The sequence below is a fragment of the Bradyrhizobium sp. CCBAU 45389 genome (assembly GCF_028128625.1).
Classification (GTDB): Bacteria; Pseudomonadota; Alphaproteobacteria; order Rhizobiales; family Xanthobacteraceae; genus Bradyrhizobium; species Bradyrhizobium liaoningense_B.
This window is the reverse complement of the sequence record NZ_LBIY01000091.1, coordinates 24,021-48,174: the sequence shown is the minus strand read 5'-3', so window position 1 is coordinate 48,174 and position 24,154 is coordinate 24,021. Positions and strand designations below refer to the sequence as shown.

Genomic DNA, 24,154 nt, shown 5'->3' with positions numbered 1-24,154 from the left:
CGCCCCGTCACGGGCATGTCTTTCTCCCGTAATGCGCTATTGACAGCGGGCCGCCAACTAGCCAAGTGAAGCACCGCTTTTCAGACATTCCCAGGATTCCTGCCGTGGCCAAGTCCGAACTCGGAACCAAACGTATTTGCCCGACCACGGGCAAGAAATTCTACGACCTCAACAAGAATCCGGTGATCTCGCCCTATACAGGCGAGGTCGTGCCGATCGCGCCCGTTGCGCCTGCGCGCGCCCCCCGCGGTGCCGAGGCCCGCAGCATGGCCCAGGACACCACGCCGGAGCCGGCGGAGGCCGAAGAGATGGTCTCCCTCGAGGAGGCCGATGCCGAGGAGAACACCGGCAAGGTCAAGGCCGTCGTGCCCGAATCGGAGGACGATATCGAGGTCGACGAGACCCTCGACGACGACGATGACGATGATTCGACCTTCATTGCCGACGAGGAAGAGGGCGATGAGGACGTGACCGACATCATTGGTGATGTCGGAGGTGATGAAGAGACTTGAGATCAGTCCTGATCTGTGAAAAAGGGTGCACCGCGCGAGTCACCAGGCTCGCCGGTCTGTGGGGGATCCTCCGGGATCGTCCCATTTAAGGACTAAGGGGCCATAGCTCAGCTGGGAGAGCGCTTGCATGGCATGCAAGAGGTCGGCGGTTCGATCCCGCCTGGCTCCACCACGCTTCGCCCTTCGGGCTACGCGTGGCGCAGCCGCGCAGAGCCCGAAGGGTGAAGCGTGGTGTCCGGCGTAGCCCGCAGGGCGAAGACGGACTGTTAGACGCTCCCTACCCCGCGCTTTCCTCCGTGCGAGCCATCGATGTGGTACGTCTACATCATCCGCAGCATTGAGTTCCCCGACCAGGAATACATCGGCGCCACGGAAGATCTGAAGCGACGGCTTCCGGAGCACAACGCCGGCAAGTCCGCTCACACCGCCAAGTTCAAGCCATGGAAGCTGGTTTGGTACTGCGCCTTCCCTGACAAGATGAAGGCCTTGGCGTTCGAGACATACCTCAAGTCACACTCAGGCCGCGCCTTCTCGAAAAAGCGGCTCTGCTAACCTCTTCCTACTCCCCGATCACCGCATTCAGCCGGTCGCGCAGCGCGACGATCTCGTCTTTCATCGTCACCAGCTCCGACACCGAGCAGTCCGACGCCGCCAGGATCGACTGCGGCACGCTGCGCGCTTTCTCCTTCAGTGCATGGCCCTGCGTCGTCAGGGCGATCAGGACCTGACGCTCGTCCTCGCGCGAGCGGGTGCGCTTGACCAGATGGGCGGCCTCGAGGCGCTTGAGCAGCGGCGTCAGCGTGCCCGAATCCAGGAACAGCTTTTCGCCGATCTCCTTGACCGGCACGTCGTCGCGCTCCCACAGCACCAGCATCACCAGATATTGCGGATAGGTCAGGCCGAGCCGGTCGAGCAGCGGCTTGTAGACGCGGTTGAAGGCGTGCGCGGCGGAATAGACCGCGAAGCAGATCTGGTTGTCGAGGCGCTGCGGGTCGAGGGTCGATAGTTTTCGGGCCATGGAGAATCTCACGGGTTTCTCCCATTCTGGGGCCGGCCGGCGGCACATTCAATTGCGAACAATTAAATGTGAGGCATGCCGAATTATATTGCGCGCAATCTAATTGTCTGCGATAAAGATCGCACCCCAACCCGGAAAGACCCGAGGAGACGAAAATGTCCGTGAACGTCCTCTACAAGACCAGCGCAAAGGCCACCGGCGGCCGCGACGGCCATGCTGCGACCCTCGACGGCGCGCTCGACGTCAAGCTCACCACCCCGAAGGAGCTCGGTGGCGGCGGCGGCGCCGGCAACAATCCCGAGCAGCTGTTCGCGGCCGGCTATGCCGCCTGCTTCATCGGCGCGATGAAGTTCGTGGCCTCGCAGGGCGGCCCGAAGGTTCCGGCCGACGCCTCCGTCACCTCGACCGTCGGTATCGGCCCGCGCTCGGAAGGCGGCTTCGGCCTCGACATCGACCTCGCCGTCTCGCTGCCGGGCCTTGCCCGCGCGGAGGCCGAGGCGCTGGTCGCCAAGGCGCACCAGGTGTGCCCCTACTCCAATGCCACGCGCGGCAATGTCGACGTTCGCCTGACGGTCGTCTGATCGGCGGTGCGGATTGGCTGGCCCGGGATCCCCTTCGGGCCGGCCGCTTCCTCTTTGATTTGCCACCTCGCGGGACGGCTGCGCGGCAGCGCATACGGCTCCACGCGAGGGGCCATTGCTGGCGCAAAAAAACCTCGCTAGGCCTGTGATCAAATGACCGACACAGGGGAAGCGAAGGCATGACTGAAGCAGCATTGGGCGCAATGAGCGGACTGCGCGTCATCGATCTCACGCGCGTGCTTGGCGGTCCCTACTGCACCCAGATCCTCGCCGACCACGGCGCCGACGTCATCAAGGTCGAGCCGCCCGCGGGCGACGAGGTGCGCGAATGGGGCCCTCCCTTCCACGAGGAGGACGCGGCCTATTTCGTCGGCATCAACCGCAACAAGCGCTCGATCGGCCTCGACCTCGCCTCCGAGGGCGGCCGGGTCGTGCTGCTGAAGATGCTGGAGACGGCCGACGTCCTGATCGAGAACTTCAAGCCGGGCACGCTGGAGAAATGGGGCATCGGCAATGATGTCCTCAGCAAGAAATTTCCTCGCCTCGTGCATTGCCGGATCTGCGGCTTCGGCGCCGACGGCCCGCGCGGCGGCAATCCCGGCTATGACGCCATCATCCAGGCCATGACCGGCATGATCGCCGCAACCGGCTCGCCGGAGAGCGGACCGATGCGGATCGGCGTGCCGCTGGTCGACATCACCACCGGCCTCTATGCCGCGATCGGCATCCTGATGGCGCTGTCGGAGCGGCAGCGTTCGGGCAAGGGCCAGTTCCTGGAGACGACGCTGTACGAGACCGGCCTTGCCATCATGCATCCGCACACCGCGAACTATTTCATGCATGGCAAGCCGCCCTCGCTCACCGGCAACGAGCATCCGAACCTCGTGCCCTACGCGATCTTCCCGACCAAGACCGACAACATCTTCATCGGCGTCGGCAATGACGGCACCTTCCGCAAGCTCGCCAGGGAGATCGGCAAGCCCGAGCTCGGCATCGATCCGCGCTTTGCCCGCAACAAGGATCGCATCGCCAATCGCGAGGCGCTGCGCGCCGAGCTGGCCGCGGTGTTCAGCCAGCACGAGGCCGAGCCGCTGTGCAATCGCCTGCTCGCCGCCGGCCTGCCCGCAGGTCCGGTGCAGAAGATCGACCAGGCGTTGACGAACCCGCACACCATCGCGCGCGGCGATATCATCGAGAAGGACTGGTACAAGGGCGTCGCCTCGCCGATCCGGCTCGATCGCAGCAAGCCGAGCCTGCGGCGCGTGCCGCCGAAATTCAGCCAGCACGCGGCGGAGGTGCTGGGCGAGTTCGGCTACTCCAAGTCCGAGATCGACGCGATGGTCGAAAAGGGCACGGTCTGCGGCCCCGAGCGGAAGCGCTAGGGACCTTCGCCTCACCTCATCCAATGCCGCACTGCGGCGCGGGCACGATAGTGCAGCGCGAACGGCTGCTTCTGTCTGCGGCGCATTCGCCTATTTGACGGCTTCCCTTTTCCAGCGCTTGCCGCTTTCGTTTCGGCCGCTTACACAGTCATGTGAACGTCATATGGCGCTGCTAGCGCAAGCGCTTCTTTAGTGACGGGCAAGGGAGGTTTTCTTGATGGCTCTTAGACATTTTGGCGCGGCTGCAGCTGTTGCACTCACGGTTGGTCTCGGCGCCTCGCCGGCCCTGGCCGTGACCGAAATCCAGTGGTGGCACGCGATGACCGGCGCCAACAACGACGTCATCGTCAAGCTCGCCAACGACTTCAACGCGTCGCAGACCGACTACAAGGTGATTCCGACCTACAAGGGCAACTACCCCGATACGATGAACGCCGGCATCGCCGCGTTCCGCGCCGGCAACGCTCCGCACATCATGCAGGTGTTCGAAGTCGGCACCGCGACCATGATGGCCGCGACCGGCGCCGTGAAGCCGGTCTACAAGCTGATGGCCGAGACCGGCGAGAAGTTCGATCCGAAGAACTACCTGCCCGCGATCACCGGCTACTACTCGACCTCGAAGGGCGAGATGCTGTCGTTCCCCTTCAACTCGTCGTCGACCGTCATGTGGATCAATCTCGACGAGCTGAAGAAGGCCAATGTCGAGATCCCCAAGACCTGGCCTGAAGTGTTCGAGGCCGGCAAGAAGCTGAAGGCCGCCGGTCACGACACCTGCGGCTTCTCCGGCTCGTGGGTGACCTGGGTCAATCTCGAGCAGCTCTCGGCCTGGCACAACACGCCGCTCTCCAGCAAGGCCAACGGCCTCGACGGCTTCGACACCGTGCTCGAATTCAACGGCCCGCTCCAGGTCAAGCATCTCGAAAACCTGGTCGAGTTGCAGAAGACCAAGGTCTACGACTATGCCGGCCGCACCAACACCGGCGAAGGCCGCTTCACCTCGGGCGAATGCCCGATCTACCTGACCTCGTCGGCGTTCTTCGGCAACGTCAAGGCGCAGGCCAAGTTCAACTTCACCGCCGTGCCGATGCCGTATTATCCGGACGTCAAGGGCGCGCCGCAGAACTCGATCATCGGCGGCGCTTCGCTCTGGGTCATGGGCGGCAAGCCGGCCGACGATTACAAGGGCGTCGCGAAATTCCTGACCTTCCTCTCCGACACCGATCGTCAGGTCTACATCCACAAGGCCTCGGGCTATCTGCCGATCACCAAGGCGGCCTATGCCAAGGCGAAGGAAGAGGGCTTCTACAAGGACCAGCCCTATCTCGAGACCCCGCTGATCGAGCTGACCAACAAGGAGCCGACCGACAATTCGCGCGGTCTGCGCCTCGGCAACATGGTTCAGCTGCGTGACGTCTGGTCGGAAGAGATCGAGCAGGCGCTGGCCGGCAAGAAGACCGCCAAGCAGGCACTCGATGCCGCCGTCGAACGCGGCAACACCATGCTGCGGCAGTTCGAAAAGACCGCCGTCAAGTAAGGCGACTGGCGGCAGGCCGGACACCCGGCCTGCCGCTGCTGGGGCATCATGCAAAAGCAAGCCATTTTCCAATCGAAGCTGTTGCCCTACGCGCTGGTTGCGCCGCAGCTCGCGATCGTCCTGATTTTCTTCTATTGGCCGGCCCTGCAGGCCGTGATCCAGTCCTTCCTGCTCCAGGACGCCTTCGGTCTCTCCACCACCTTCGTCTGGTTCGACAATTACATCGAGCTGTTCAAGGACCCCGCCTATTTCGAAGCGGTCGTCCGCACCTTCTTCTTCTCGTTCGCCATCGCAATCTCGTCGCTGTCATTTGCGCTGCTGCTCGCCGTGATGGCCGACAAGCCGCTGCGCGGCTCGATGCTCTACCGCACGCTGCTGATCTGGCCCTATGCGGTGGCGCCGCCCGTGGTCGGTGTGCTCTGGATCTTCATGCTGCATCCCTCGCTCGGCGTGATCTCGCGCTATCTGCGCGCCGCCGGCATCGACTGGAATCCGCTGCTCGACGGCAACCAGGCCGCCGGCCTGATCATCCTCGCCGCCGCGTGGAAGCAGATCTCCTATAATTTCCTGTTCTTCCTCGCCGGCCTGCAGGCAATCCCGAAAAGCGTGTTCGAAGCCGCAGCGATCGACGGCGCGCGTCCGATGCGGCGGTTCTGGACCGTGACCTTCCCGCTGCTGTCGCCGACCATCTTCTTCCTGCTGGTCGTCAACATCGTCTACGCCTTCTTCGACACCTTCGGCATCATCGACACCATGACTCGCGGCGGTCCGGGAACGTCGACGGTGACGCTGGTCTACAAGGTCTATTCGGACGGCCTGCTCGGCGGCAATCTCGGCAGCTCGGCGGCGCAATCGGTGGTCCTGATGATCATGGTCATCGTGCTGACCGGCATCCAGTTCCGCTTCGTCGAACGCAAGGTGACCTACTGATGGTCGAGGACGAGGGCATCAGGCGCTACGTCGCCCATTTCATTCTCTGGATCGGAATCGCGATCGTCGCGTTCCCGGTCTACATCGCGATCATCGCCTCGACCCAGGACAACGCGCTGATCGCGAACGGGCAGATGTCGCTGCTGCCGGGCGGTCATTTCTTCGAGGTCTACTACCAGACCATCTTCGTCGGCACGAGCGGCTCGACCCGCGAGCCCGTCGGCAACATGATGCTCAATTCGCTGGTGATGGCGCTGGCGATCGCGATCGGCAAGATCGCGATCTCGATCATCTCGGCCTATGCGATCGTGTATTTCCGCTTTCCGTTCCGGATGTCGATCTTCTGGATCATCTTCATCACCCTGATGCTGCCGGTCGAGGTCCGCATCTATCCGACCTACAAGATCGTCGCCGACCTGCACATGCTCGACAGCTATGCGGGCCTCGCGCTGCCGCTGATCGCATCGGCCACGGCCACACTGCTGTTCCGTCAGTTCTTCATGACCGTGCCGGACGAGTTGTTGGAAGCCTCGCGCATCGACGGCGCCGGCCCCTTGCGCTTCTTCTGGGACACGCTGCTGCCGCTGTCACGCACCAACATGGCGGCGCTGTTCGTGATCCTGTTTATCCTCGGCTGGAATCAATATCTCTGGCCGCTGCTCATCACCACCCGCGACGACATGCAGACCATCCAGGTCGGCATCCGCAAGATGATCACCACCACCGACGCGCTGACCGAATGGCCGATCGTGATGGCGACCGCCGTGCTGGCGATGCTGCCGCCGGTGTTCGTCGTCGTCGCCATGCAAAAACTGTTCGTGCGCGGCCTGGTCGAGACGGAAAAGTAACAAGCGAGTTTCTATGGCTAACGTCACCCTGCGCAACGTCCGCAAGACCTACACCGGCGGCTTCGAGGCCATCAAAGGCGTCAACGTCGACGTCGCCGACGGGCAGTTCTGCGTGCTGGTCGGCCCTTCCGGATGCGGCAAGTCCACGCTGCTGCGCATGGTCGCGGGTCTCGAGACCGTCACCGGCGGCGAGATCGATATCGGCGGGCGCGTCGTCAACCAGATCGAGCCCGCCGATCGCGACATCGCGATGGTGTTCCAGAACTACGCGCTCTATCCGCATATGAGCGTCTACAACAACATGGCCTACGGCCTGCGCAACCGCGGCATGGCGGAGGCCGAGATCAAGACCCGCGTCGAGGAAGCCGCGCGCGTGCTCGAGCTCTCCGCGATGCTGGAGCGCAAGCCGCGCCAGCTCTCCGGCGGCCAGCGCCAGCGCGTCGCCATGGGCCGCGCCATCGTGCGCCAGCCGAAGGTGTTCCTGTTCGACGAGCCGCTGTCGAACCTCGACGCCAAGCTGCGCATCGCGATGCGGGTCGAGATCCGCAAATTGCAGCGCCGGCTCAACACGACCTCGATCTACGTCACCCACGACCAGCTCGAGGCGATGACGCTCGCCGACGTCCTCGTCGTGATGAATGGCGGCCAGGTCGAGCAGGTCGGCAACCCGCTCGCGATCTACGAGAAGCCGGCCACGACCTTCGTCGCCTCCTTCATCGGCGCGCCGCCGATGAATTTGATGTCGACGCGGCCCGAGGAGATCAAGTCGCAGCTGGACGGCGCCGCGGGCGAGGCCGGCATCGTCGGCATCCGCCCGGAGGACTTTGTCATCACCGACCAGGCCCCGGCCGGTGGCGTCGCATTGCCGCTGACCGTGGAAGCCATCGAGCGCGTCGGCGCCGAGACCTTCGTCTATGGCTCCCGCGAGCAGGAAGAGCAGCGCGTCGCCGCCACCCCGGGCGAGCTGCCGCCCGGCGAGGTCATCGTCCGCATCCCCGGAACCGACGCCCCCGCGATCGGCCAGAAGATCCGGGTCGCGGCGGTGCGGGCGAAACTGCATTTGTTCAGCGGCGACGGGCGGACGCGGATCGAGGCCTGACGCGTTCCGTAAGGCCCCTCTCAAAAAAGCGCGAAAACAACCCCATGCACAGTAGAAGGGGGTCTGTTTTCATTGGGATATTTCGCCTCGCAAATTCGTCATGCCTGCGCGTCCCGGGGCCATGACGAATTGTAAGCATTTTGTGCGATGGCAGAGCGGGTGGGCGGCAAGGCGTCCCATCCACAGCCCCCTGCTACGTCCTTGAACGCACAAGCGGATATGCCCATATTGCTGACCAAGGGGTGCCTTGATCGGGCCCCGAAACACCAAAGTCGCTTCGAGAGGACTTTGTAAACTATGTCTCGTGTTCCCACGTTATCCAGTCCGTTCCTGCTGGGCTTCGACGAGATCGAGCGCGTGCTCGACCGCGTCGTCAAAGGCGCCGACGGCTACCCTCCCTACAATATCGAGAGGTGTGACCGGTCGGACGGCCAGCCCGAGCGGCTCCGCATCACGCTGGCGGTCGCCGGATTCACCCGCGACCAACTCGATGTAACCATTGAGGAAAACCAGCTCGTGATCCGCGGGCGGCAGCAGGACGACAAGACCCGGCAATACATCCATCGCGGCATCGCCGCGCGCCACTTCCAGCGCACCTTCGTGCTGGCGGAGGGGATGCTGGTACTGGGTGCGGATCTGAAGAACGGGTTGTTGTCGATCGACCTGGCCCGGCCTGAACCGGAGAGGATCGTTAAGACAATCGCTATCAATGAGCACGAATAATGGAACGAGTAGCGGACTCGACCGCTTAGTTCGTTAGAGGAGTCGAGACCATGAGTGAAGGTCACGTTGCGTTCGAATACGAAGCCAAGAACGTCTCTCCGGAGACGCTGGCAACCCTGGGCGAAGGCCATATCGCCTATGTGAAGCAGATCCGCTCCGAGGACGTGCCGGGCCTGTTTCCCGAGGCGCCCAAGATCGCGCCCGGTCTCAAGCTCTTCGCGCTCCACGCCGCCGACGGCACGCCGATCATGCTGACCGACAGCCGCGAGGCCGCGATTGCCAACGCCTGGAGCAACGAGCTGCAGGCCGTCAGCGTGCACTGAGCACGGGTCGCACGAATCAGGATTTCAGACGGGCATGCCTTCGCAGGAAGGCATGCCCGTTTTCATTTTGGGCGATGAAGCTTCCGCGCCGTCATTGCGCGGAGCACTTGCGACGAAGCAATCCAGAATCGTTCCGCGGCAAGATTCTGGATTGCTTCGCTTCGCTCGCAATGACGGAGTGTGAGGAAATCGCACGCTCAACTCTCGTGTCCCGGGCGCGGCGCAGCGCGATGCGGTGCGCCGAAGGAGCGCTGCGCTGTGCGTCCGGGGCACGAGAGCGGGAATGTCCGCTCCTTTATCACTTCACAAAGCCGAGGCCTTCACGCGCCGTATCCACCGCCCATTTATCATTCAGCGGCAGCGCGAGCACGCTGTTGAAGTCCGCGCGCGCATGCTTGGCATCGGACATCATCATGTAGAGAAGGCCGCGATTGACCAGCGCGGTCTGGCTTTTGGGATCGAGCCGGATCGCCTCGTTGTAGTCGGCGAGCGCGCGGTCGTGCTGTCCGAGGTCGCGAAACACGCCGCCGCGATCGTTGTAGACCTCCGAATCTCGCGGCTGCAGCCGGATCGCTTCGTCGAAATCGGCAAGGGCCCGTTTGTCGTCGCCCTTCCTGTGCAGGACAACGGCGCGAACGCGATAAGCCTTCTGGAAAGACGGCGCGATTCGCGTAACGTCATCCAATTCCCGGATGGTGCCTTCAGTGTCATCCTTGTTCAGGAACACGATGGCCCGGCAATAATGGCCGCCGGCACTTCCGGGCTCGAGACGGACGGCGCTGTCGCAGTCGTCCAGGGCTGCCTCGATCTCGCCCTTGTTGAGACGAATGTTGCTTCGCAGCTCGTAGGGCCAGGCGGCGGCGGGATTCCGCTGCATGGCCTCGGTGTAATCGGCGGCGGCGTGATCGGCGTCGCCCTTCACCGCATAGACCTGCCCGCGCATCATGAGCGCGCGGTAGGCCTGCTTGGGGCTGTGTTCGATGGCCTCGGTGAAGCCGGCGATCGCGCGATCGAAATCGCGGTGGTTGAAATATTCCTCGGCGCGCGAGCTATAGGGCGCGCCATAGTCGGGATCGAGGCGGATGGCCTCGTTGTAGTCGGCCATCGCGCGATCGCGGTCGCCTTTGGCGGCATAGGCGCGGCCGCGGCAATGATAGGCACGCCCGAAGTTCGGGTCGATCCGGATCGCAGCGCTGCAATCGTCGAAGGCGCGATTCCAGTCCCGCTTGAGATAGTAGGCTTCTCCCCGCAACTCGTAGGCGGCCGCATTGGCCGGATCGGCTGCGATGATTGCGGTCTTCTCGGCGATGACGCGATCGTTGGATGCCTCGTCGGCATGCGCCACGGCCGTCACGGCGATCGTGACCGAGCAAAGCAGGCCGAAGAAACGTACTGTTGAACCGCAATTCATGCCTGAAAATCCCGCGTCGAATCCGAGCCGCCGGCAGGACGCCTCGTCGGCCCGGATGAGGAGAAAACCTCCCGGACGGCATCGCAGCCCCGGCTGTGACATAAGTCGCAGGGGACGCTGCGAGCGTTCAATCCGGACACGAGAGGGAGACGCCGTCGCCCCAGCGTCCACAATGGCGGCAAGACGGTCGCTATCTCGCGCCTGGGCGCCGCTACTGCGCGCTGAACGGCATTGAGGCGCGGGCGCGATAGGTCCACAGCCCAACGTCGCCGCCGATGCCGCCGCGCTCGACGCCGACAGCAATCTGCGCGCCACTGTCATAGCGCGCAGCGACGCCACCGGTGACCCGTGCGGACCAGCCATCGAGCAGGAATGCCGGTGGTGTTGTGGCCGCGGCCAACGCCGAGGCCGCAGCCGTGTCGCCATTGAAGTAATAGTCGCCGTACAAGCCAACATAGGGAATGACGGTCGCACGGGACAGCCATGCGACCGGGTATGCGAGCTTCACGCCTCCGCTGGCCCGGCCGCTGGTGAAATCGCGCGCGGCCTGCAACGTGCCGAGCGTATCGGTATAGGCGCTCTCGTGCTCCCACATCGCGTAGATCTTCGCCGACGGTTCGATTAGGAGGCTCAGGTAGCGATAGGTGCCCGTGAGCCCGCCGGAAGCCAGCCAACGGCTGCCGGTGAACGAGCCGGCTGCCGTGCCTGCAGTTGCGTTATAGCCGATGCCCGAATAGGCGATCCCCGCGTCGAAACGGACGGTGTCGGTGACGCGCCAGCCGAGATAGGAGCCGACCGTCCATCCGTCGCCCTTCAGGCGACCCGTGAGCACGTCGGAGCGATAGGCGAAGGTTTCGTAACCGCCGAGCACGCCGACCAGAAAGCTCGGCGTCAGCTTGCGCGTGACGCCCGCGAGCGCATTGATCTGGTTGCCGTAGAGCATTGGCACCGTGGAGGCGCTGCCAAGCGGCGCGACGCTCCAGCGATCCAGCGTCGCACCGCGCACCTCCGCCCAGGCCAGCCAATCGCGCGGCTCGGCGATGCGTTTGGGCGGCGCCTTGGCCGCTACCGCATTATTGAGCGCCGCGAAGGCATCATCGACGCGCGAGCCAGACATTTGCGGTGGCGATGCCGGTCGCATGCCCCAGGCGGAGGCGCGATCGCGGCTCGGGGCGGGATCGTTGCCGGCGCCGCGCGGAGCTGCGTCTGTTGCTGCTGCGCCGGGATCCGCGGCAAAGTTGAAGCGGACGCCGCTGCTGTTGGGTGTGACGAGCGGCCCGCCGTCGCTAAAGCCTTCGCCGATTGCGCTATCGACCACGCCGGAGATGGCCTGCCCGGAGACCTGCGCCACCATCGGCGCCGCCAGAGTCTGCATGGCACGCAGTTTCAGGCTGTCCGCCGGCGTGTTGACGCTCTGGATCAGCGGTGCGGACGTTGAGGCCGTGAAGGTCGCGTTCCCGGCGTAGCTTGCAGTGATGGCGTGGCTGCCGAGCGTCAGCGACGCGGTCGTGAAGGTCGCGATGCCCGCGGCAAGCGTCGCCGCGCCGATCGCAGCACCGCCGTCGCTGAATGTCACCGTGCCAGTCGGCGTGCCGCCACCGCTCGACACCGTCGCGGTGAATGTCACCGGCTGGCCTGCCGGGCTCGGATTTTGCGATGAGGTTACCACCGCGGTGGTCGCCGACTGATTGACGGCCTGCGTCAGAGCCGCCGATGTCGAGCCCGCGTTGTTGACATCCCCGGGATAAACCGCAGTGATTGAATGCGATCCGGCCGCCAGCGCCGACGTGGAGAATGTCGCTACGCCGCCGGCGAGCGCCCCTGTCCCGAGTGTCGTGGCGCCATCCTTGAACGTCACCGTCCCCGTCGGCATGCCCGACGGAGCCGTGACCGTCGCGGTGAACGTCACCGATTGCCCCAAGCCGCTCGGGTTTGGCGACGAGGTCAAAGCGGTCGTCGTCGTCGACGTATTCACGGTCAGGACGGCTGTCGCGGCGTTGCCAATGCCGCCATTGGTCGAACTGACGGGGCCGGTCGTGTTGGTCTTGGCGCCGACGGAGCCGGCCGTGACATTCACCGCGACGGTGCAGGAGCTGCTCGCCGTCACCGTTCCACTTGAAAGACTGACGGTGCCGCCGCCGGACGCCGCGGTCACGGTACCCCCGCAGGTCGTGGTGAGGCCGTTTGGCGCTGCGACCGCGAGGCCCGGCGGAAAGGCATCGGTAAACGCGACGCCTGTCAGTGCTGCCGAGGCACTGGGGTTGGTGATCGTGAATGTAAGCGTGGTGGCGCCGTTGACCGTAATGGACGCTGGAGCAAACGCCGCGTCGAGCACAGGAGGTGACAACGGTGAATTGACCACCTGCGGATTACCGGAGAGCGAGCCCGTGCTGCCGTTGAAATTGCCGTCGCCGCCAAAGCTGGCCGTGATGGTGTGATTGCCTGCGGCAAGCGCTGCGGTGGTAAGGGTGACGGAGCCTCCGCTCAGCGGCGCAGTGCCGATCGGACTGCCGCCGTCGAGAAAGGTCACCGTGCCGGTCGGAGTCCCGGCCCCGGGCGCAACGGCCGCAACGACGGCGGTGAAGGTGACGGACTGCCCGACCGCACTCGGATTGACTGAGGATGTCACGGAGGTCGTCGTGTTGGCCTTGTTGACCACTTGCGGATTGCCGGTGAGCGGTCCCGTGCTGCCGTAGTAAAAACTGTCACCGGCATAGGAGGCCGTGATCGTGTGATTGCCGACAGCGAGCGACGAGGTCGTGAGTGTGCCGGCGTTCGGGAATGGACCCGCGTTGATCGAAGTGCCGCCGTCGAGGAAGTCTGCGGTGAGGATCGAAATGCCCACCATTCCGCCTGACGAGACGTTCGCGGTGAAAGTGACGGGCTGGCCGAACACGCTCGGATTGGCCGAAGAGGTCACAGCGGTCGTGGTGTTCGCCGGGGTGACGATCTGTGACGTGTTCATCGAGCCGAAGCTGCTGTTGAAATTGCCATCGCCGCCATACGTAGCCGAGATCGTGTAGGAGCCCGGGTTCAGCCAGGTGGTGAAGCTGGCGATGCCCCCGCTCAACGTCGCCAATTGCGACCCCGCGCCGTCGCCGGAGATATTGAAGGTCACGCTGCCGGTCGGCGTTCCCGCCCCCGGGGTGGACGAGACGACCGCGGTGAAGGTGAACGAGCCGTACGGGCCTGGATTGGCCGAGGAGGTCACGCCGACGGCGGTGGCGGCCTTGTTGACCACGAGCGTATAGTTGTTCGAGGCGCTGGTGGTGTCCGTGTCGGTCGCCGTGACAGTGAAGGAAAACGATCCGGCTGCAATGGGCGTACCCGACAACAAGCCGGACGAACTGAGCGTGAGTCCAGGCGGAACAGCGCCCGATGCCGCATAGGTGCAGCACGCGGCCGCGCCTCCCACGCCGGAGAATTGTGTGGGGGTATAGGCATCTCCCACGGTTACCGACGGCAGAGCGCCGGCAGGCGGGCTGAGGGAGGTCACAGCAAGAGCCGTAGCCGGTACGGCGAGCAACATCAGTACCAGTGCAGCAATCTGCAACAGCCATGACGACATGAGCCGACCGCGGGTCGCCGGCCGGCACCTTTCGAGAGTCGAGGGCCGACTTTTCAGGACTGAACGAACGAACATACCCCGCCTTGCACGTTGGCCGACAAAATCGAGCCGGTCGGCCGTCGCTAGCAGGCAATTGTTTGGTCAATATTTGAGGATCGCCGGGCAGCCTAATGCCGGGCGTGCGTGAGCCGGATCGACCCGCCAATGCGGCACGCGGGCAACAATTCAGGCCGCGATCGGACCGATGCTCCTGAGAACGAAGGCTGGCACGGCCTCTTTGCCGTGCAGCCGCATCACATGCGCGATCAGGCCGCGCATGACATTGGCGCGTGCCTCCTCCGAGACGAGGTGACGCGCCGAGGTGAAGTAGAGATATTCGATCGCATTGCCTGCGCCCGCGGGGCCGATCGCGGTCAGTGCATCCACCGACGCCGCCGGCAATTTCTGCTCCGGGGCAGCGACCATCCAGCCGATCGTCAGGCCGATGTCGCGCGGGCAGCGCGGATTTTCCCTCGCTGCATCGGCGACCGTCGTGTCCAGCGCAGCGCGGTCTCCGGACGCAAGCACGGAGATCGCCTTCAGGACCCGCATATGGAGATGCAGGTCGGAGTCCGGTTCGAACGTTTCGATGCCGCGATCGAAGAATCCGATTGCTTCGTCGAAACGGCCGCGCGCATGGCACAGTTGCCCCATCACGGGAAGGGCTGCGCCAGAATCGGCCGTCCGGGCGAACGCGCGACCGGCAATGTCCTCCGCGAGGTCGAGGTGACCGCGGTCGATGAAGTACAACAGCTTGGCGGCCGCCAGCATCAGAAGCGGATTCGCCTCGACGGCAGGCAGGCACTCCAGCACCGTGGCGTCGATCTCGCTTTCGATGCGATAGCGTTCTTCCAGGCTGATCTCGCCGAACGGACTGGTGTGGACCAGGCGCGCGAACAGATGCAAACACCATTGCAGGGCGATGTCTGCATTAAGGGGGTCGTGCGCGCGGTCCCTGCCGAGTTGCTCACCGCTTGCCAGCCACGTGCGATTCGAGGCTGACAGAAGGCTTGCGGCCTTGTGGAAGCGCGTTTCAAGCGGTTCATCCGCGGGCGTGCCGAGGCCGGTCGAGGCCTCAATGAGCGCCTGCGACAGCGCATCGACGACGCCGTCCGAAATCCTTCTCGCCTCCGTCGCCAACGATCTGGCGTCCGCCATGTCGAAATGCAGCCGGAATGCTTTCACGATGCGCTTTGACGGCATGTCCCGCAAGGTCGCGGCACAATCAAGATACTCATTGCCGGCAAGAAAGCTCATTTGCAGGACATAGCGCGCGCTGGTTGCGGCGGCGTATCCGTCCTCGACAACCACGACATCGCGGCCGAGGCCGCCGGCGATCATGTCACTGATCTGCCCGACCAGGGACGACGCCTGCTGACCGAAGCGATGGCCCTGCGGTCCGAACGTCGGCGCAATGGCGAGGAAGCCCGCGATCGTTCCGGAAGACGGTGCAGCAATCCAGACATAGCCTTCGCCATATTGCGTGGCGATGTACTTTGGCGATCTGGCACTGTCGCCAAGCTTGGACCGCACCCTGTTTACCAGAAAGTCGATGTTGCGATCGGAAATGTCCGATTCGGAGGCGAGCTCGTCAAGCAGTCGGCCACGGCGCATGAGGCGATGTGGATTGCGCGTGAGGGCCAGCAGCAGTGCGCGCTCGTTTCTGGTGAACTTGATCGTCTGCTCGTTACGGCGCGCGAAGAGGCACGTCTCGTCAAGGATCAGATCTCCAAAGCGGAGATCTGGCACTTTGTTCACTCCCACCCCCTCAGCCCATCAACCGCCGGCTCCGAGACAGTTACAGTCTGGAACGTCTCAGCCGCAAGCGCTGAGTGGAACAGCTGCTGATCGCGCGGCCTTTCGACGCGCTGACGATCGATGGGTCGCTGAGGAGCGATTAAGCCGCGCTCGCCGGCGGCAGGGCGAGCACCGAATAGATCGCCTGGGCGTCGCGGGAGGCGCGGAGCTTCTTGGCGATATCCTGGTCGCGCAAGAGGCGCGCGATGCGGGCGAGCGCCTTGAGGTGGTCGGCGCCGGCGCCTTCGGGGGCGAGCAGCAGGAAGACGAGATCGACCGGCTGGCCGTCCATCGCCTCGAAATCGATCGGACGATCGAGGCGCGCGAACAGGCCAAAAATCTTTTCCAGCTTGGGCAGCTTGCCGTGGGGAATGGCGACGCCGTAGCCGACCGCGGTGGTGCCGAGCTTCTCACGCTGCAGCAGCACCTCGAACACCGCGCGCTCGTTCTGCCCGGTCAGCTCGGCGGCCTTGGCCGCAAGCTCCTGCAGGGCCTGCTTCTTGCTGTTGACCTTCAATGCCGGGAGAATCGCCTCGGGTGCGACCAGATCGGTAATCGGCATGGAAGGTTTCCGAGGTGAATTAAACCGTCAGGTTCCGAATTGGCCAGCTTGGAAAGAACCGCGCCGGGCCGGCGTCAAGAAGGTGAAGCAGGAGGAGGACTTAGCCCCGATCCTGATGTGGGGCGCTTCTACTCCAACGCAATCCCGGTGCCAACTCCTGCGTGCGGCTTTGCCCCGGTCATTGTTAAGACCTGTGGTTGATACGGGGCTTGATTTTCGGCCCTAACCGCCGGCCTTGCCGTCGGCTTTGGCCCCGGGCGGGTCGATCCAGCCCACATTGCCGTCGGCGCGCCGGTAAATGATGTTCACCCGGCCGCTGGAGCCATGCTGGAATACCAGGCAGGGTGCCCCGCTGAGGTCCAGTTCCATGACGGCTTCGCTGACAGAGAGCTGCTTCAGCGAGGTGGTTGCCTCGGCGATGATCACGGGGCTGTAGCCGGTGATCTCGTCCTCATCCTCGCCTTCGCCTGGAGCCTCCAATACGTAGCTCGTGGCGTCGAGCGCGGCCAGCGCCGCACTGGCGACATGGGCCTTGCGGGCCGAGCGATCCTTGAGCCGGCTCTTGTAGCGCTTGAGGCGCTTCTCGATCATCAGGAGGGCCTGGTCGGCGCTGGCATAGGCGTCGGGCGCGTTCGAATCGGCTTCCAGCGTTATTCCCGAATCCAGATGCAGCGCGCAGTCGGTACGGAAGCCGAAGCCGTCCTTCGAGAGCGTGATGTGGCCGGAATAATTGCCGTCGAAATATTTCCGCAGGACCTCATCGGTCCGGTCGGTAACGCGGCCGCGCAGGGCCTCGCCGACGCTGACACTCTTTCCCGAAATTCGAAGGGTCATGTGATGCCTCGCTTGGTTACGCCGAGCTGCGACGACGCATCATCGCAGCTGGGGTTGTTCCCTGCGCATGGTCCGCTCGGAAAACCGCCGTGCACATTTTCCGATTCATGCGCATGCTTGGATCGGTCTCGATGGGGGATTGAGAGTAGCGCGATTTGGCGCGAGCGCAATCAGGCCGGCTCGGTGTTGCGGGAGCGATCGGACAGTGCGGTGGAGAGGACGTTACCAAGAGCGCTCTGCTTGTCGCGGCGGCGTTGCACCGAGGAGGGAATGCGCATGGCTTCGCGGTACTTCGCGACCGTGCGGCGGGCAATATCAATGCCCGAGGCGCGCAACCGTTCCACGATGGTGTCGTCCGACAGGATCGCGGAGGGCGCCTCCGAATCGATCAGCTGCTTGATGTGGTGGCGCACGGCTTCGGCCGAATGCGCCTCGCCGCCGTCGGCCGAGGCGATCGAGGCGGTGAAGAAATATTTCAATTCGAATGTGCCGCGATTTGTCGCCATGTACTTGTTGGCGGTGACGCGCGACACCGTGGATTCATGCATCTGGATGGCGTCGGCGACGGCCTTCAGGTTCAGCGGCCGCAAATGCGCGACGCCGTGGGTGAAGAAGCCGTCCTGCTGGCGCACGATCTCGGTTGCAACTTTCAGGATGGTGCGGGCGCGCTGGTCGAGCGCGCGCACCAGCCAGGTGGCGTTCTGCAGCGCATCGGTGAAGTAGGACTTGTCGCCGTCCTTGCCGATCTTCTTCGACAGCTCGGAATAGTAGGTCTGGTTGACCAGCACGCGCGGCAAGGTGTCGCTGTTGAGTTCGACATGCCAGCCGCCGTCCGGACCCGGGCGGACATAGACGTCGGGCACCATGGTCTGCAGCCGCGCCGAGCCGAACTTCATGCCGGGCTTGGGATTGAGGCGGCGGATCTCGCCGATCATGTCGGCGATGTCCTCGTCGTCGACGCCGCAGAGCTTGCGCAGGGCGGCGATGTCGCGCTTGGCGAGCAGGTCGAGATGCTCGACGAGGGCCTGCATCGCCGGATCGTAGCGGTCGAGCTCGCGGAGCTGGATCGCGAGGCATTCGCTGAGAGAACGCGCGCAGACGCCGGGCGGGTCGAATTTTTGCAGCACGGCAAGGACGTCCTCGACCTCCTGCTGCGACGCGCCAAGACGTTCGGCGGCCTGGCCGAGATCGGGCGGCAGATAGCCGGCCTCGTCGACGAGGTCGATCAGGTACTGGCCGATCATGCGCTGCGCGGGTGCGGTGAAGGCGACCGAGAGCTGCTCGGCGAGATGGTCCGACAGCGTCGTCTCGGCCGCGACAAAGGCTTCGAGATTGTAGTCTTCGTCGCCGGAGGCGCCGCCGCCCCATTCGGTATAGGTGGTCGGTGCCGCGTCCTGGGCGTTGCGCGCGGCGGCCTCGGCCGGCTCCTCGGAGAAGACGTTGTCCAGGCCCGTATCCAGGGTCTGCTCGATCTCGGCGCGGGTGCCGAGATCCTTGCTCATCCATTCTTCCTGGCCGGGCTCGAAGGCGTCGCCCGAACCACCACCCGGCTCGTCGCCGTTGCTGCCGCCGAACTCATCGCCATCGCTGAACTGGCCGGTCTCGGCCGGGGCCTCGGTGGGGGCCTCGTCACTGGCCCGCTCCAGCAGGGGGTTACGCTCGAGTTCCTCTTCCACGAAGGTCGTGAGATCGAGATTGGACAATTGCAGCAGCTTGATCGCCTGCATCAGCTGCGGCGTCATGACCAGCGACTGCGATTGCCGGAACTCTAATCTCTGCGTAAGCGCCATGAAGCAAGAACCGATCCCGAAAAGTGGTCCGATTTTTGCTTATCCTAGTCTCAGCCCGATGTACACGTCTTGACGAATTGGAAAAAAGGGCTAGAGGCGGAATTCCTCGCCAAGGTAAAGGCGGCGAACGTCCGGATCGGCGACGATCTCATCCGGGCTACCCTCGGTCAAGATTTCACCGGCATAGACGATATAGGCACGATCGGTGAGGCCGAGTGTCTCGCGCACGTTGTGGTCGGTGATGAGCACGCCGATGCCGCGATTGGTGAGATGGCGGACGAGATCCTGAATGTCGCCGACCGCGATCGGATCGATGCCGGCGAAAGGCTCGTCGAGCAGCATGTAGTTCGGGCGCGTCGCCAGCGCGCGCGCGATCTCGACGCGGCGACGCTCCCCGCCTGACAGCGCGATCGACGGTGATTTCCTGAGGCGCGTGATGTTGAATTCGTCGAGCAGCGAGTCGAGCTGCTGCTCGCGCTTCTTGCGCGAGGGCTCCACCACTTCGAGCACGGCGCGGATGTTCTGCTCCACGGTGAGGCCGCGGAAGATCGAGGCTTCCTGCGGCAGATAGCCGATGCCGAGCCGCGCGCGCTGATACATCGGCAGCTTCGTGACGTCGTGGCCGTCGAGCTCGATCGCGCCGCGATCGGCCTTGATGAGGCCGGTGATCATGTAGAACACGGTGGTCTTGCCGGCGCCGTTGGGGCCGAGCAGGCCGACCGCCTCGCCGCGGCGCACATAGATGCTGACGCCGCGCACCACCTGGCGGCTGCCGAAGCTCTTTTCCACGCTATGCACAGCCAGGTAGCCCGGCCGCTTCAGGAGCTGCGGCCCGCCGGCGCCGTTCGGCCTGGCGGCCGCTCTGACCGGGTGGACCGGCAGCGCGCGCGGTGCCTCGGCCTGATAATCGACTTGATAATCACCCTGGAACTGGTCGGGCGCGTGCATCGGCTGGTCACGGGCGATCGTCGGCGCGTCCCGCACGGGGCTCGCCACCAGTCCACCGACGCTGTCACCGAGGGCGGTGATGTCCTGACGTGCAAATCCTGGCCGGCCGCGCTTGGCGGGGCGCCGACGGAACATGCTGAAGAGATCGACCATCCCCGCCTTCTAGCTTTTCGCGGCATTCGCGCGATCTGCCGCCCCGGCTTTATCGATTCGCCGGCGCAGCATGAGTGAAGGGATGTCCCATGCCCAATGAAACACGCCCGGTAAGCGGCGGACCCCGCTTCGAAAGCCCTTCGCGCTAGATACAGTCTCGCCGGGCAAGCTTCAACCTCGGATCGGGGGCATCCGAACCAAGCCGTTGAATTTACTTTGGTTTAGTTGCGCCGGGCAGCTGCAAAGGCGACCCCGGGGTGGGCTTGCCCCCTTGCCCGCCCGGGCCGCAATCATTGCCGCCACCCTGCGGCAGCAGGGCCTGCACCCTGCCGCTGTCGGATTCCACCCGCGAGACGCCCGTGGTCATGTCGACCATCAGGCGGTCGCCGCGCAGCACGTTCTTGCACTGCGTCAGGACCACCTGGCCGCCGCTGCCACCGAGCATCGTGATGAGATTGGTCTTGGTGTCGAACACGGCGGTCTCGCCGGTCACCACCTGATCCTTCTGGGTGACCACGACATTGCCGCGGGCCTCCAGCCGCTTGATCGACGAGGCACCGCCGGGGCCCGGCGTCGCCGACTGCATCGGCGCTCCGGTGCTGCTGTTCTTGGCCCCCTTCGCCGCAGGCTGCGCCGGCGCGGGCTTGTCACCGCTCGACTCATAGAACACCACCAGCGTCTTCGAGGTCATGGTGGTGTCGCCCTGCACGACCTTCACATTGCCGGCGAAGGTCGCCTCCTTCTTCTTGTCGCGCATCTCGAGCGAAGCGGCCTCGATCTGGATCGGCTGATCGCGGTTCTGCGAGAAGCCCTGCATCGCGTTCGGCACGCCCTGCATCGTGCTCTGCGCGACCGCCGCGCCGCCAGCGACCAGCGCGGCGCCGAAGGCCAGCGCGGCCGCAGCGATGATGGCGCACCGCTTGTCCTCGTTGCGCGAAAAAAAACCGATCATGAAAATCACTTTGAGTTGGCAGATTTGTTCTGAGGCGTACGCGTCTTCGCAGCCGGCGGCGCTGGCTCGGGCGGCGCAGGCTGCGCAGCGGCGCCGTCGTCGAGCTTGTCCAGATGCATCACCACATTGCCTTCGAAGCGGATAACGTCGCCGCCCTCCGTGATTCGCAGGCGATCCGCGGTCAGCGTGCCGTTGGTCAGCTTGACGTCGACACGCTCGTCCGACGAGACCGTGCCCTTGCCCATGTCGACGAAGGCCGAGTTCAGCCGCGCCTCATAGCCGGTCGAGGTGCGCAGGAAGATGTCCTTGTGCAAGTCGAGCTGCTGCTGCTTGTTGTCGAAGCGGCCGGTGCGCGCATCGAGGAACAGGGTCGATTGATCCTCCATCAGCACCTTCGCGCGCAGATCGGCGAGATCGACATGATCGGGGTCGGTGATGTCCTGCGTTGCCGTCTTGGCCCAGAGCTCGTACGGCCGCCGGTCCGGCGTGAATCCGGACATATGCGGCGATTCCATCGTGATCTTGGTGCCTGTCACCACGAGATTTCCGGAGTCGAGCTTGATGGGGATCGTGAAGGGATTGAGGAAGGTCGAGACGGCGACGATCGCGGCGATGGACGCGGCCACCGCCGCCGGCACCGCGACGCGCAGAATCCGCACCAGGCGGCTGTGACGCGCCGCTCTGGCAAACCTCGCCGCAAGCGCGGCGTCGTAGGTGGGATTCTGGGCCGAATTCACCGCTGCTCCAGAGGTCGCTCGCCTTGTCCGGTTGAAGGCCGCGCCATTGTACCCGGCGGCGACCGAATGTGCAGCCCGCGAGAGGCCGCAGGAAAGTGTCCGAAACGGGGCCGGCCCGGCCTAAAGCGCGAGATTTGGATGAATCGTCATCGCGCTTTAGGTCGTTGTTTGCGCGTGATCTTTTCGGAAAACCGCTCCGCACCTTGCGCTAGCGCGGCCCTTCGGGTCCGGATCATGCTTTGGAGGCCCGCTCAGGCCTCAGGAATGCGCAAAGATGTCCTCTTCCGCCCAGCCCTGGAGGTCGAGCAGGGCGCGGGTCGGCAGGAAGTCGAAACAGGCCTTGGCCAGCTGGGTACGGCCCTCCCGGACCAGCATGGCGTCGAGCCGCTCGCGCAAGGCATGCAGGTGCAGCACGTCGGAGGCGGCATAGGCGAGTTGCGGCTCGGTCAGGCTGTCGGAACCCCAGTCGCTGGACTGCTGCTGCTTGGAGAGGTCGACATTGAGCACCTCGCGCACGAGATCCTTCAGGCCGTGGCGGTCGGTATAGGTGCGGGTCAGGCGGGAGGCGATCTTGGTGCAGTAGATCGGCCCGGTCATGACGCCGAAGGTCTGGTACAGCACCGCGACGTCGAACCGCGCGAAGTGGAAGATCTTGGTAATGGCCGGATTGGCCAGCAGGGCCTTCAGGTTCGGCGCGTCGGTGTGCCCCTTGGGGATCTGCACCACGTCGGCGCTGCCGTCGCCGGGCGAGAGCTGCACCACGCAGAGCCGGTCACGGTGGGGGTTGAGCCCCATGGTCTCGGTGTCGATCGCCACCGCTGTGGTGTAGCGGGACAGGTCGGGCAGGTCGCCGCGGTGCAGGCGTACGGTCATGGTGTTTCAAAACCTCGGGTCGAATCGGTCTTTTGGCACAATAGGCTCATTTCGGATTGCCCGCGATGTATCCACTCGCGGCAGGCGGCGCAAGCGTCCGCCGGCTCAGATCGCGGCCAGCATGATGCAGATCATCGCCGCGACCGCGGTGCGGCTGGGGCCGTCGCGGAAGGCGTAGAGAATCGGATCGTCCGGCATCTCGCGGCGATGCGCCATCATCAGGGCCCGGCCGAACCAGTACAGCAGCAGCGGGGTCATGAGCCACAGCATCCAGGGGCGGCTGTAGAGCGGCGTCACCGCGGTTGATGACACATAGAGCGAGAACACGGTCACCGCGTTCATGGCGCTCGCCGCGGCCATTGCCGCGATGACATGCAGATCGGTGATCCGGTAATCGCGGTTGGAGGGATCGGCGAGACCGGCGCCCTCGCGCATGCTGAGCTCGCTGAAGCGCTTGATCAGTGCCAGCGAGGTGAACACGAACAGCGAGAAGATCAACAGCCATTCCGACAGCACCACGCCGACACCGACAGCGCCGGCGACGATGCGCAAGCTGTAGAGCCCGGCGAGCGTGACGACGTCGACCAGCATCTTGCGCTTGAGCACGAGCGAATAGGCGATGGTGGTGGCGAGATAGGCGCCGAGCACGCCGAGGAAGAGCGGCGAGATGAAGAGCGAGGCTGCGACCGCGAACAGCCACAGCGCGGGGATCGCTGATAGCGCCGACGAGATCGGCAAATCGCCGGCCGCGAGCGCGCGGTGGCGCTTGGTCGGATGCTGCCTGTCGGCGGCGAGATCGAGCAGATCGTTCATCAGATAGGCGCCGGAGGCGCAAGCCGAGAACGCCAGGAACGCCAGCAGCGCGTAGCCGAGCGTCGCGAAATTCATCTGGTGCGCGGTCAGCGCCGGCACGAACACCAGCGTGTTCTTGGCATATTGATAGACGCGCAGCGCCTTGACCCAGACCTTCAGCCCGGGATTGCGACCGCCGCGGTTCTCGATGCGATCGATCGTGCCGCGATCGAAGGGAAGCTCGCCCGCAGCGAGATCGGCCGGCGTCACGACGCCATCGAAACCGAGATGCGCGGCGATGCCGGCCGCATGACCGGGAAGCCGGCCGGCGACCAGGTAGACCTTCGCACCGCGCGCCCGCGCCGCCAGCGCCTGGTTCAGCACATCGGGATCATAGGGCAGATGGGCGTAGTCGATCTCGGCCTGCGCCAGGACATCCGTCAGCGCCGCCATGCCGGGCCGTCCGCCCGCGCCGAAGCGGGCCAGCAGGCGAGCGGGGCTGGAGAACAGCGCTTCCATCAAGAGCTCGGAACGGAGCAGGGCGCCTTCGAGATCGATGACGAGCGTCCGCGCCGCCGCCGGCACTGCCGACGGCTCCGGCGCGCTGGAAACGTACTGCCAGGCAGGCTGCTCCATTCGAAAACGCTCTTGTTTGCCGCAAAATGACCGGCTCCAGGAAAGCAGATGGCCAGGGAGCAGGGAAATGGACCGCAGCGAGCCTAGGAGGCATTCGCTAAGGCTGGCTTAA

General features: G+C 64.5%; 22 protein-coding genes, 1 tRNA gene and 1 pseudogene. 11 read left to right on the top strand and 13 right to left on the bottom strand.

The window, feature by feature from the left end; genetic code table 11:
• Positions 1–104: 104 nt before the first annotated feature.
• From XH79_RS21520 to XH79_RS21510, 3 genes are all read left to right on the top strand, one after another.
• Positions 105–512, top strand: a complete 408-nt coding sequence (locus XH79_RS21520; protein ID WP_271582834.1) for a TIGR02300 family protein — start codon at positions 105–107, stop codon at positions 510–512.
• A gap of 96 nt (positions 513–608) precedes the next feature.
• Positions 609–684: transfer RNA gene (locus XH79_RS21515), tRNA-Ala, on the top strand.
• A 137-nt stretch (positions 685–821) separates the two neighbouring features.
• Positions 822–1,064 (top strand): GIY-YIG nuclease family protein, encoded by a 243-nt coding sequence (locus tag XH79_RS21510; RefSeq protein ID WP_200470836.1) that lies wholly within the window; start codon positions 822–824, stop codon positions 1,062–1,064.
• A 7-nt stretch (positions 1,065–1,071) separates the two neighbouring features.
• Here XH79_RS21510 and XH79_RS21505 read toward each other — a convergent pair whose 3' ends face one another.
• Positions 1,072–1,530, bottom strand: a complete 459-nt coding sequence (locus XH79_RS21505) for a MarR family winged helix-turn-helix transcriptional regulator (RefSeq protein ID WP_212341513.1) — start codon at positions 1,528–1,530, stop codon at positions 1,072–1,074.
• Positions 1,531–1,685: 155 nt separating this feature from the next.
• On the opposite strand from XH79_RS21505, the gene XH79_RS21500 reads away from it, so the two are divergent.
• The 8 genes from XH79_RS21500 (at position 1,686) to XH79_RS21465 (ending at position 8,950) form a co-directional block, all read left to right on the top strand.
• A complete protein-coding gene (locus tag XH79_RS21500) occupies positions 1,686–2,111 on the top strand; it encodes an organic hydroperoxide resistance protein (protein WP_018645071.1) in 426 nt (141 codons plus the stop codon).
• A 179-nt stretch (positions 2,112–2,290) separates the two neighbouring features.
• The gene (locus XH79_RS21495; protein WP_271582833.1) at positions 2,291–3,493 is read left to right on the top strand and encodes a CaiB/BaiF CoA transferase family protein; all 1,203 of its coding nucleotides are present in this window, start codon (positions 2,291–2,293) and stop codon (positions 3,491–3,493) included.
• Between the two features lie 217 nt (positions 3,494–3,710).
• A complete protein-coding gene (gene ugpB, locus XH79_RS21490) occupies positions 3,711–5,027 on the top strand; it encodes a sn-glycerol-3-phosphate ABC transporter substrate-binding protein UgpB (RefSeq protein WP_211411283.1) in 1,317 nt (438 codons plus the stop codon).
• Positions 5,028–5,075: 48 nt separating this feature from the next.
• On the top strand, positions 5,076–5,957 hold the full coding sequence (ugpA, locus tag XH79_RS21485) for a sn-glycerol-3-phosphate ABC transporter permease UgpA (protein ID WP_212340108.1): 882 nt from the start codon (positions 5,076–5,078) through the stop codon (positions 5,955–5,957).
• Complete coding sequence (gene ugpE / locus XH79_RS21480) at positions 5,957–6,805, top strand: sn-glycerol-3-phosphate ABC transporter permease UgpE (RefSeq protein WP_018645067.1); 849 nt, start codon at positions 5,957–5,959, stop codon at positions 6,803–6,805. The genes ugpA and ugpE overlap by 1 nt, the downstream gene beginning before the upstream one ends.
• A 13-nt stretch (positions 6,806–6,818) precedes the next feature.
• The gene (locus XH79_RS21475) at positions 6,819–7,904 is read left to right on the top strand and encodes a sn-glycerol-3-phosphate import ATP-binding protein UgpC (RefSeq protein WP_271582832.1); all 1,086 of its coding nucleotides are present in this window, start codon (positions 6,819–6,821) and stop codon (positions 7,902–7,904) included.
• 297 nt (positions 7,905–8,201) lie between these two features.
• Positions 8,202–8,627, top strand: coding sequence for an Hsp20 family protein (locus XH79_RS21470; RefSeq protein WP_011083554.1), 426 nt, complete (start codon positions 8,202–8,204; stop codon positions 8,625–8,627).
• Positions 8,628–8,677: 50 nt separating this feature from the next.
• Positions 8,678–8,950, top strand: a complete 273-nt coding sequence (locus XH79_RS21465; protein ID WP_007598581.1) for a DUF1150 family protein — start codon at positions 8,678–8,680, stop codon at positions 8,948–8,950.
• Between the two features lie 298 nt (positions 8,951–9,248).
• Here the strand turns inward: XH79_RS21465 and XH79_RS21460 are convergent, their stop codons facing one another.
• The 12 genes and pseudogenes from XH79_RS21460 to XH79_RS21405 all read right to left on the bottom strand — a co-directional run bounded on the left by XH79_RS21460 (position 9,249) and on the right by XH79_RS21405 (position 24,042).
• Positions 9,249–10,361: a tetratricopeptide repeat protein gene (locus XH79_RS21460; protein ID WP_271582831.1), complete on the bottom strand. Its 1,113-nt coding sequence runs from the start codon at positions 10,359–10,361 to the stop codon at positions 9,249–9,251.
• A gap of 211 nt (positions 10,362–10,572) precedes the next feature.
• Positions 10,573–13,890: an Ig-like domain repeat protein gene (locus tag XH79_RS21455; protein WP_271582961.1), complete on the bottom strand. Its 3,318-nt coding sequence runs from the start codon at positions 13,888–13,890 to the stop codon at positions 10,573–10,575.
• Positions 13,891–14,154: 264 nt separating this feature from the next.
• A complete protein-coding gene (locus tag XH79_RS21450) occupies positions 14,155–15,108 on the bottom strand; it encodes a tetratricopeptide repeat protein (protein WP_271582830.1) in 954 nt (317 codons plus the stop codon).
• A gap of 381 nt (positions 15,109–15,489) precedes the next feature.
• Positions 15,490–15,717: pseudogene (locus tag XH79_RS43335) on the bottom strand (winged helix-turn-helix domain-containing protein); the annotation flags it as partial.
• Positions 15,718–15,865: 148 nt separating this feature from the next.
• Positions 15,866–16,327, bottom strand: coding sequence for a PTS IIA-like nitrogen regulatory protein PtsN (gene ptsN / locus XH79_RS21440; RefSeq protein ID WP_027550087.1), 462 nt, complete (start codon positions 16,325–16,327; stop codon positions 15,866–15,868).
• Between the two features lie 222 nt (positions 16,328–16,549).
• Positions 16,550–17,161 (bottom strand): ribosome hibernation-promoting factor, HPF/YfiA family, encoded by a 612-nt coding sequence (hpf, locus tag XH79_RS21435; protein WP_212340092.1) that lies wholly within the window; start codon positions 17,159–17,161, stop codon positions 16,550–16,552.
• Positions 17,162–17,331: 170 nt separating this feature from the next.
• Complete coding sequence (rpoN, locus tag XH79_RS21430; RefSeq protein WP_212340091.1) at positions 17,332–18,951, bottom strand: RNA polymerase factor sigma-54; 1,620 nt, start codon at positions 18,949–18,951, stop codon at positions 17,332–17,334.
• Positions 18,952–19,041: 90 nt separating this feature from the next.
• Positions 19,042–20,052: an LPS export ABC transporter ATP-binding protein gene (gene lptB, locus XH79_RS21425; RefSeq protein WP_271582828.1), complete on the bottom strand. Its 1,011-nt coding sequence runs from the start codon at positions 20,050–20,052 to the stop codon at positions 19,042–19,044.
• A 211-nt stretch (positions 20,053–20,263) separates the two neighbouring features.
• Positions 20,264–21,004 (bottom strand): LptA/OstA family protein, encoded by a 741-nt coding sequence (locus XH79_RS21420; protein ID WP_271582827.1) that lies wholly within the window; start codon positions 21,002–21,004, stop codon positions 20,264–20,266.
• Positions 21,005–21,009: 5 nt separating this feature from the next.
• Positions 21,010–21,741: an LPS export ABC transporter periplasmic protein LptC gene (gene lptC, locus XH79_RS21415; RefSeq protein ID WP_271582826.1), complete on the bottom strand. Its 732-nt coding sequence runs from the start codon at positions 21,739–21,741 to the stop codon at positions 21,010–21,012.
• A gap of 258 nt (positions 21,742–21,999) precedes the next feature.
• Positions 22,000–22,614: a ribonuclease D gene (locus tag XH79_RS21410; RefSeq protein WP_271582825.1), complete on the bottom strand. Its 615-nt coding sequence runs from the start codon at positions 22,612–22,614 to the stop codon at positions 22,000–22,002.
• 105 nt (positions 22,615–22,719) lie between these two features.
• Positions 22,720–24,042 (bottom strand): UbiA family prenyltransferase, encoded by a 1,323-nt coding sequence (locus XH79_RS21405; RefSeq protein WP_271582824.1) that lies wholly within the window; start codon positions 24,040–24,042, stop codon positions 22,720–22,722.
• Positions 24,043–24,154 lie beyond the last annotated feature (112 nt).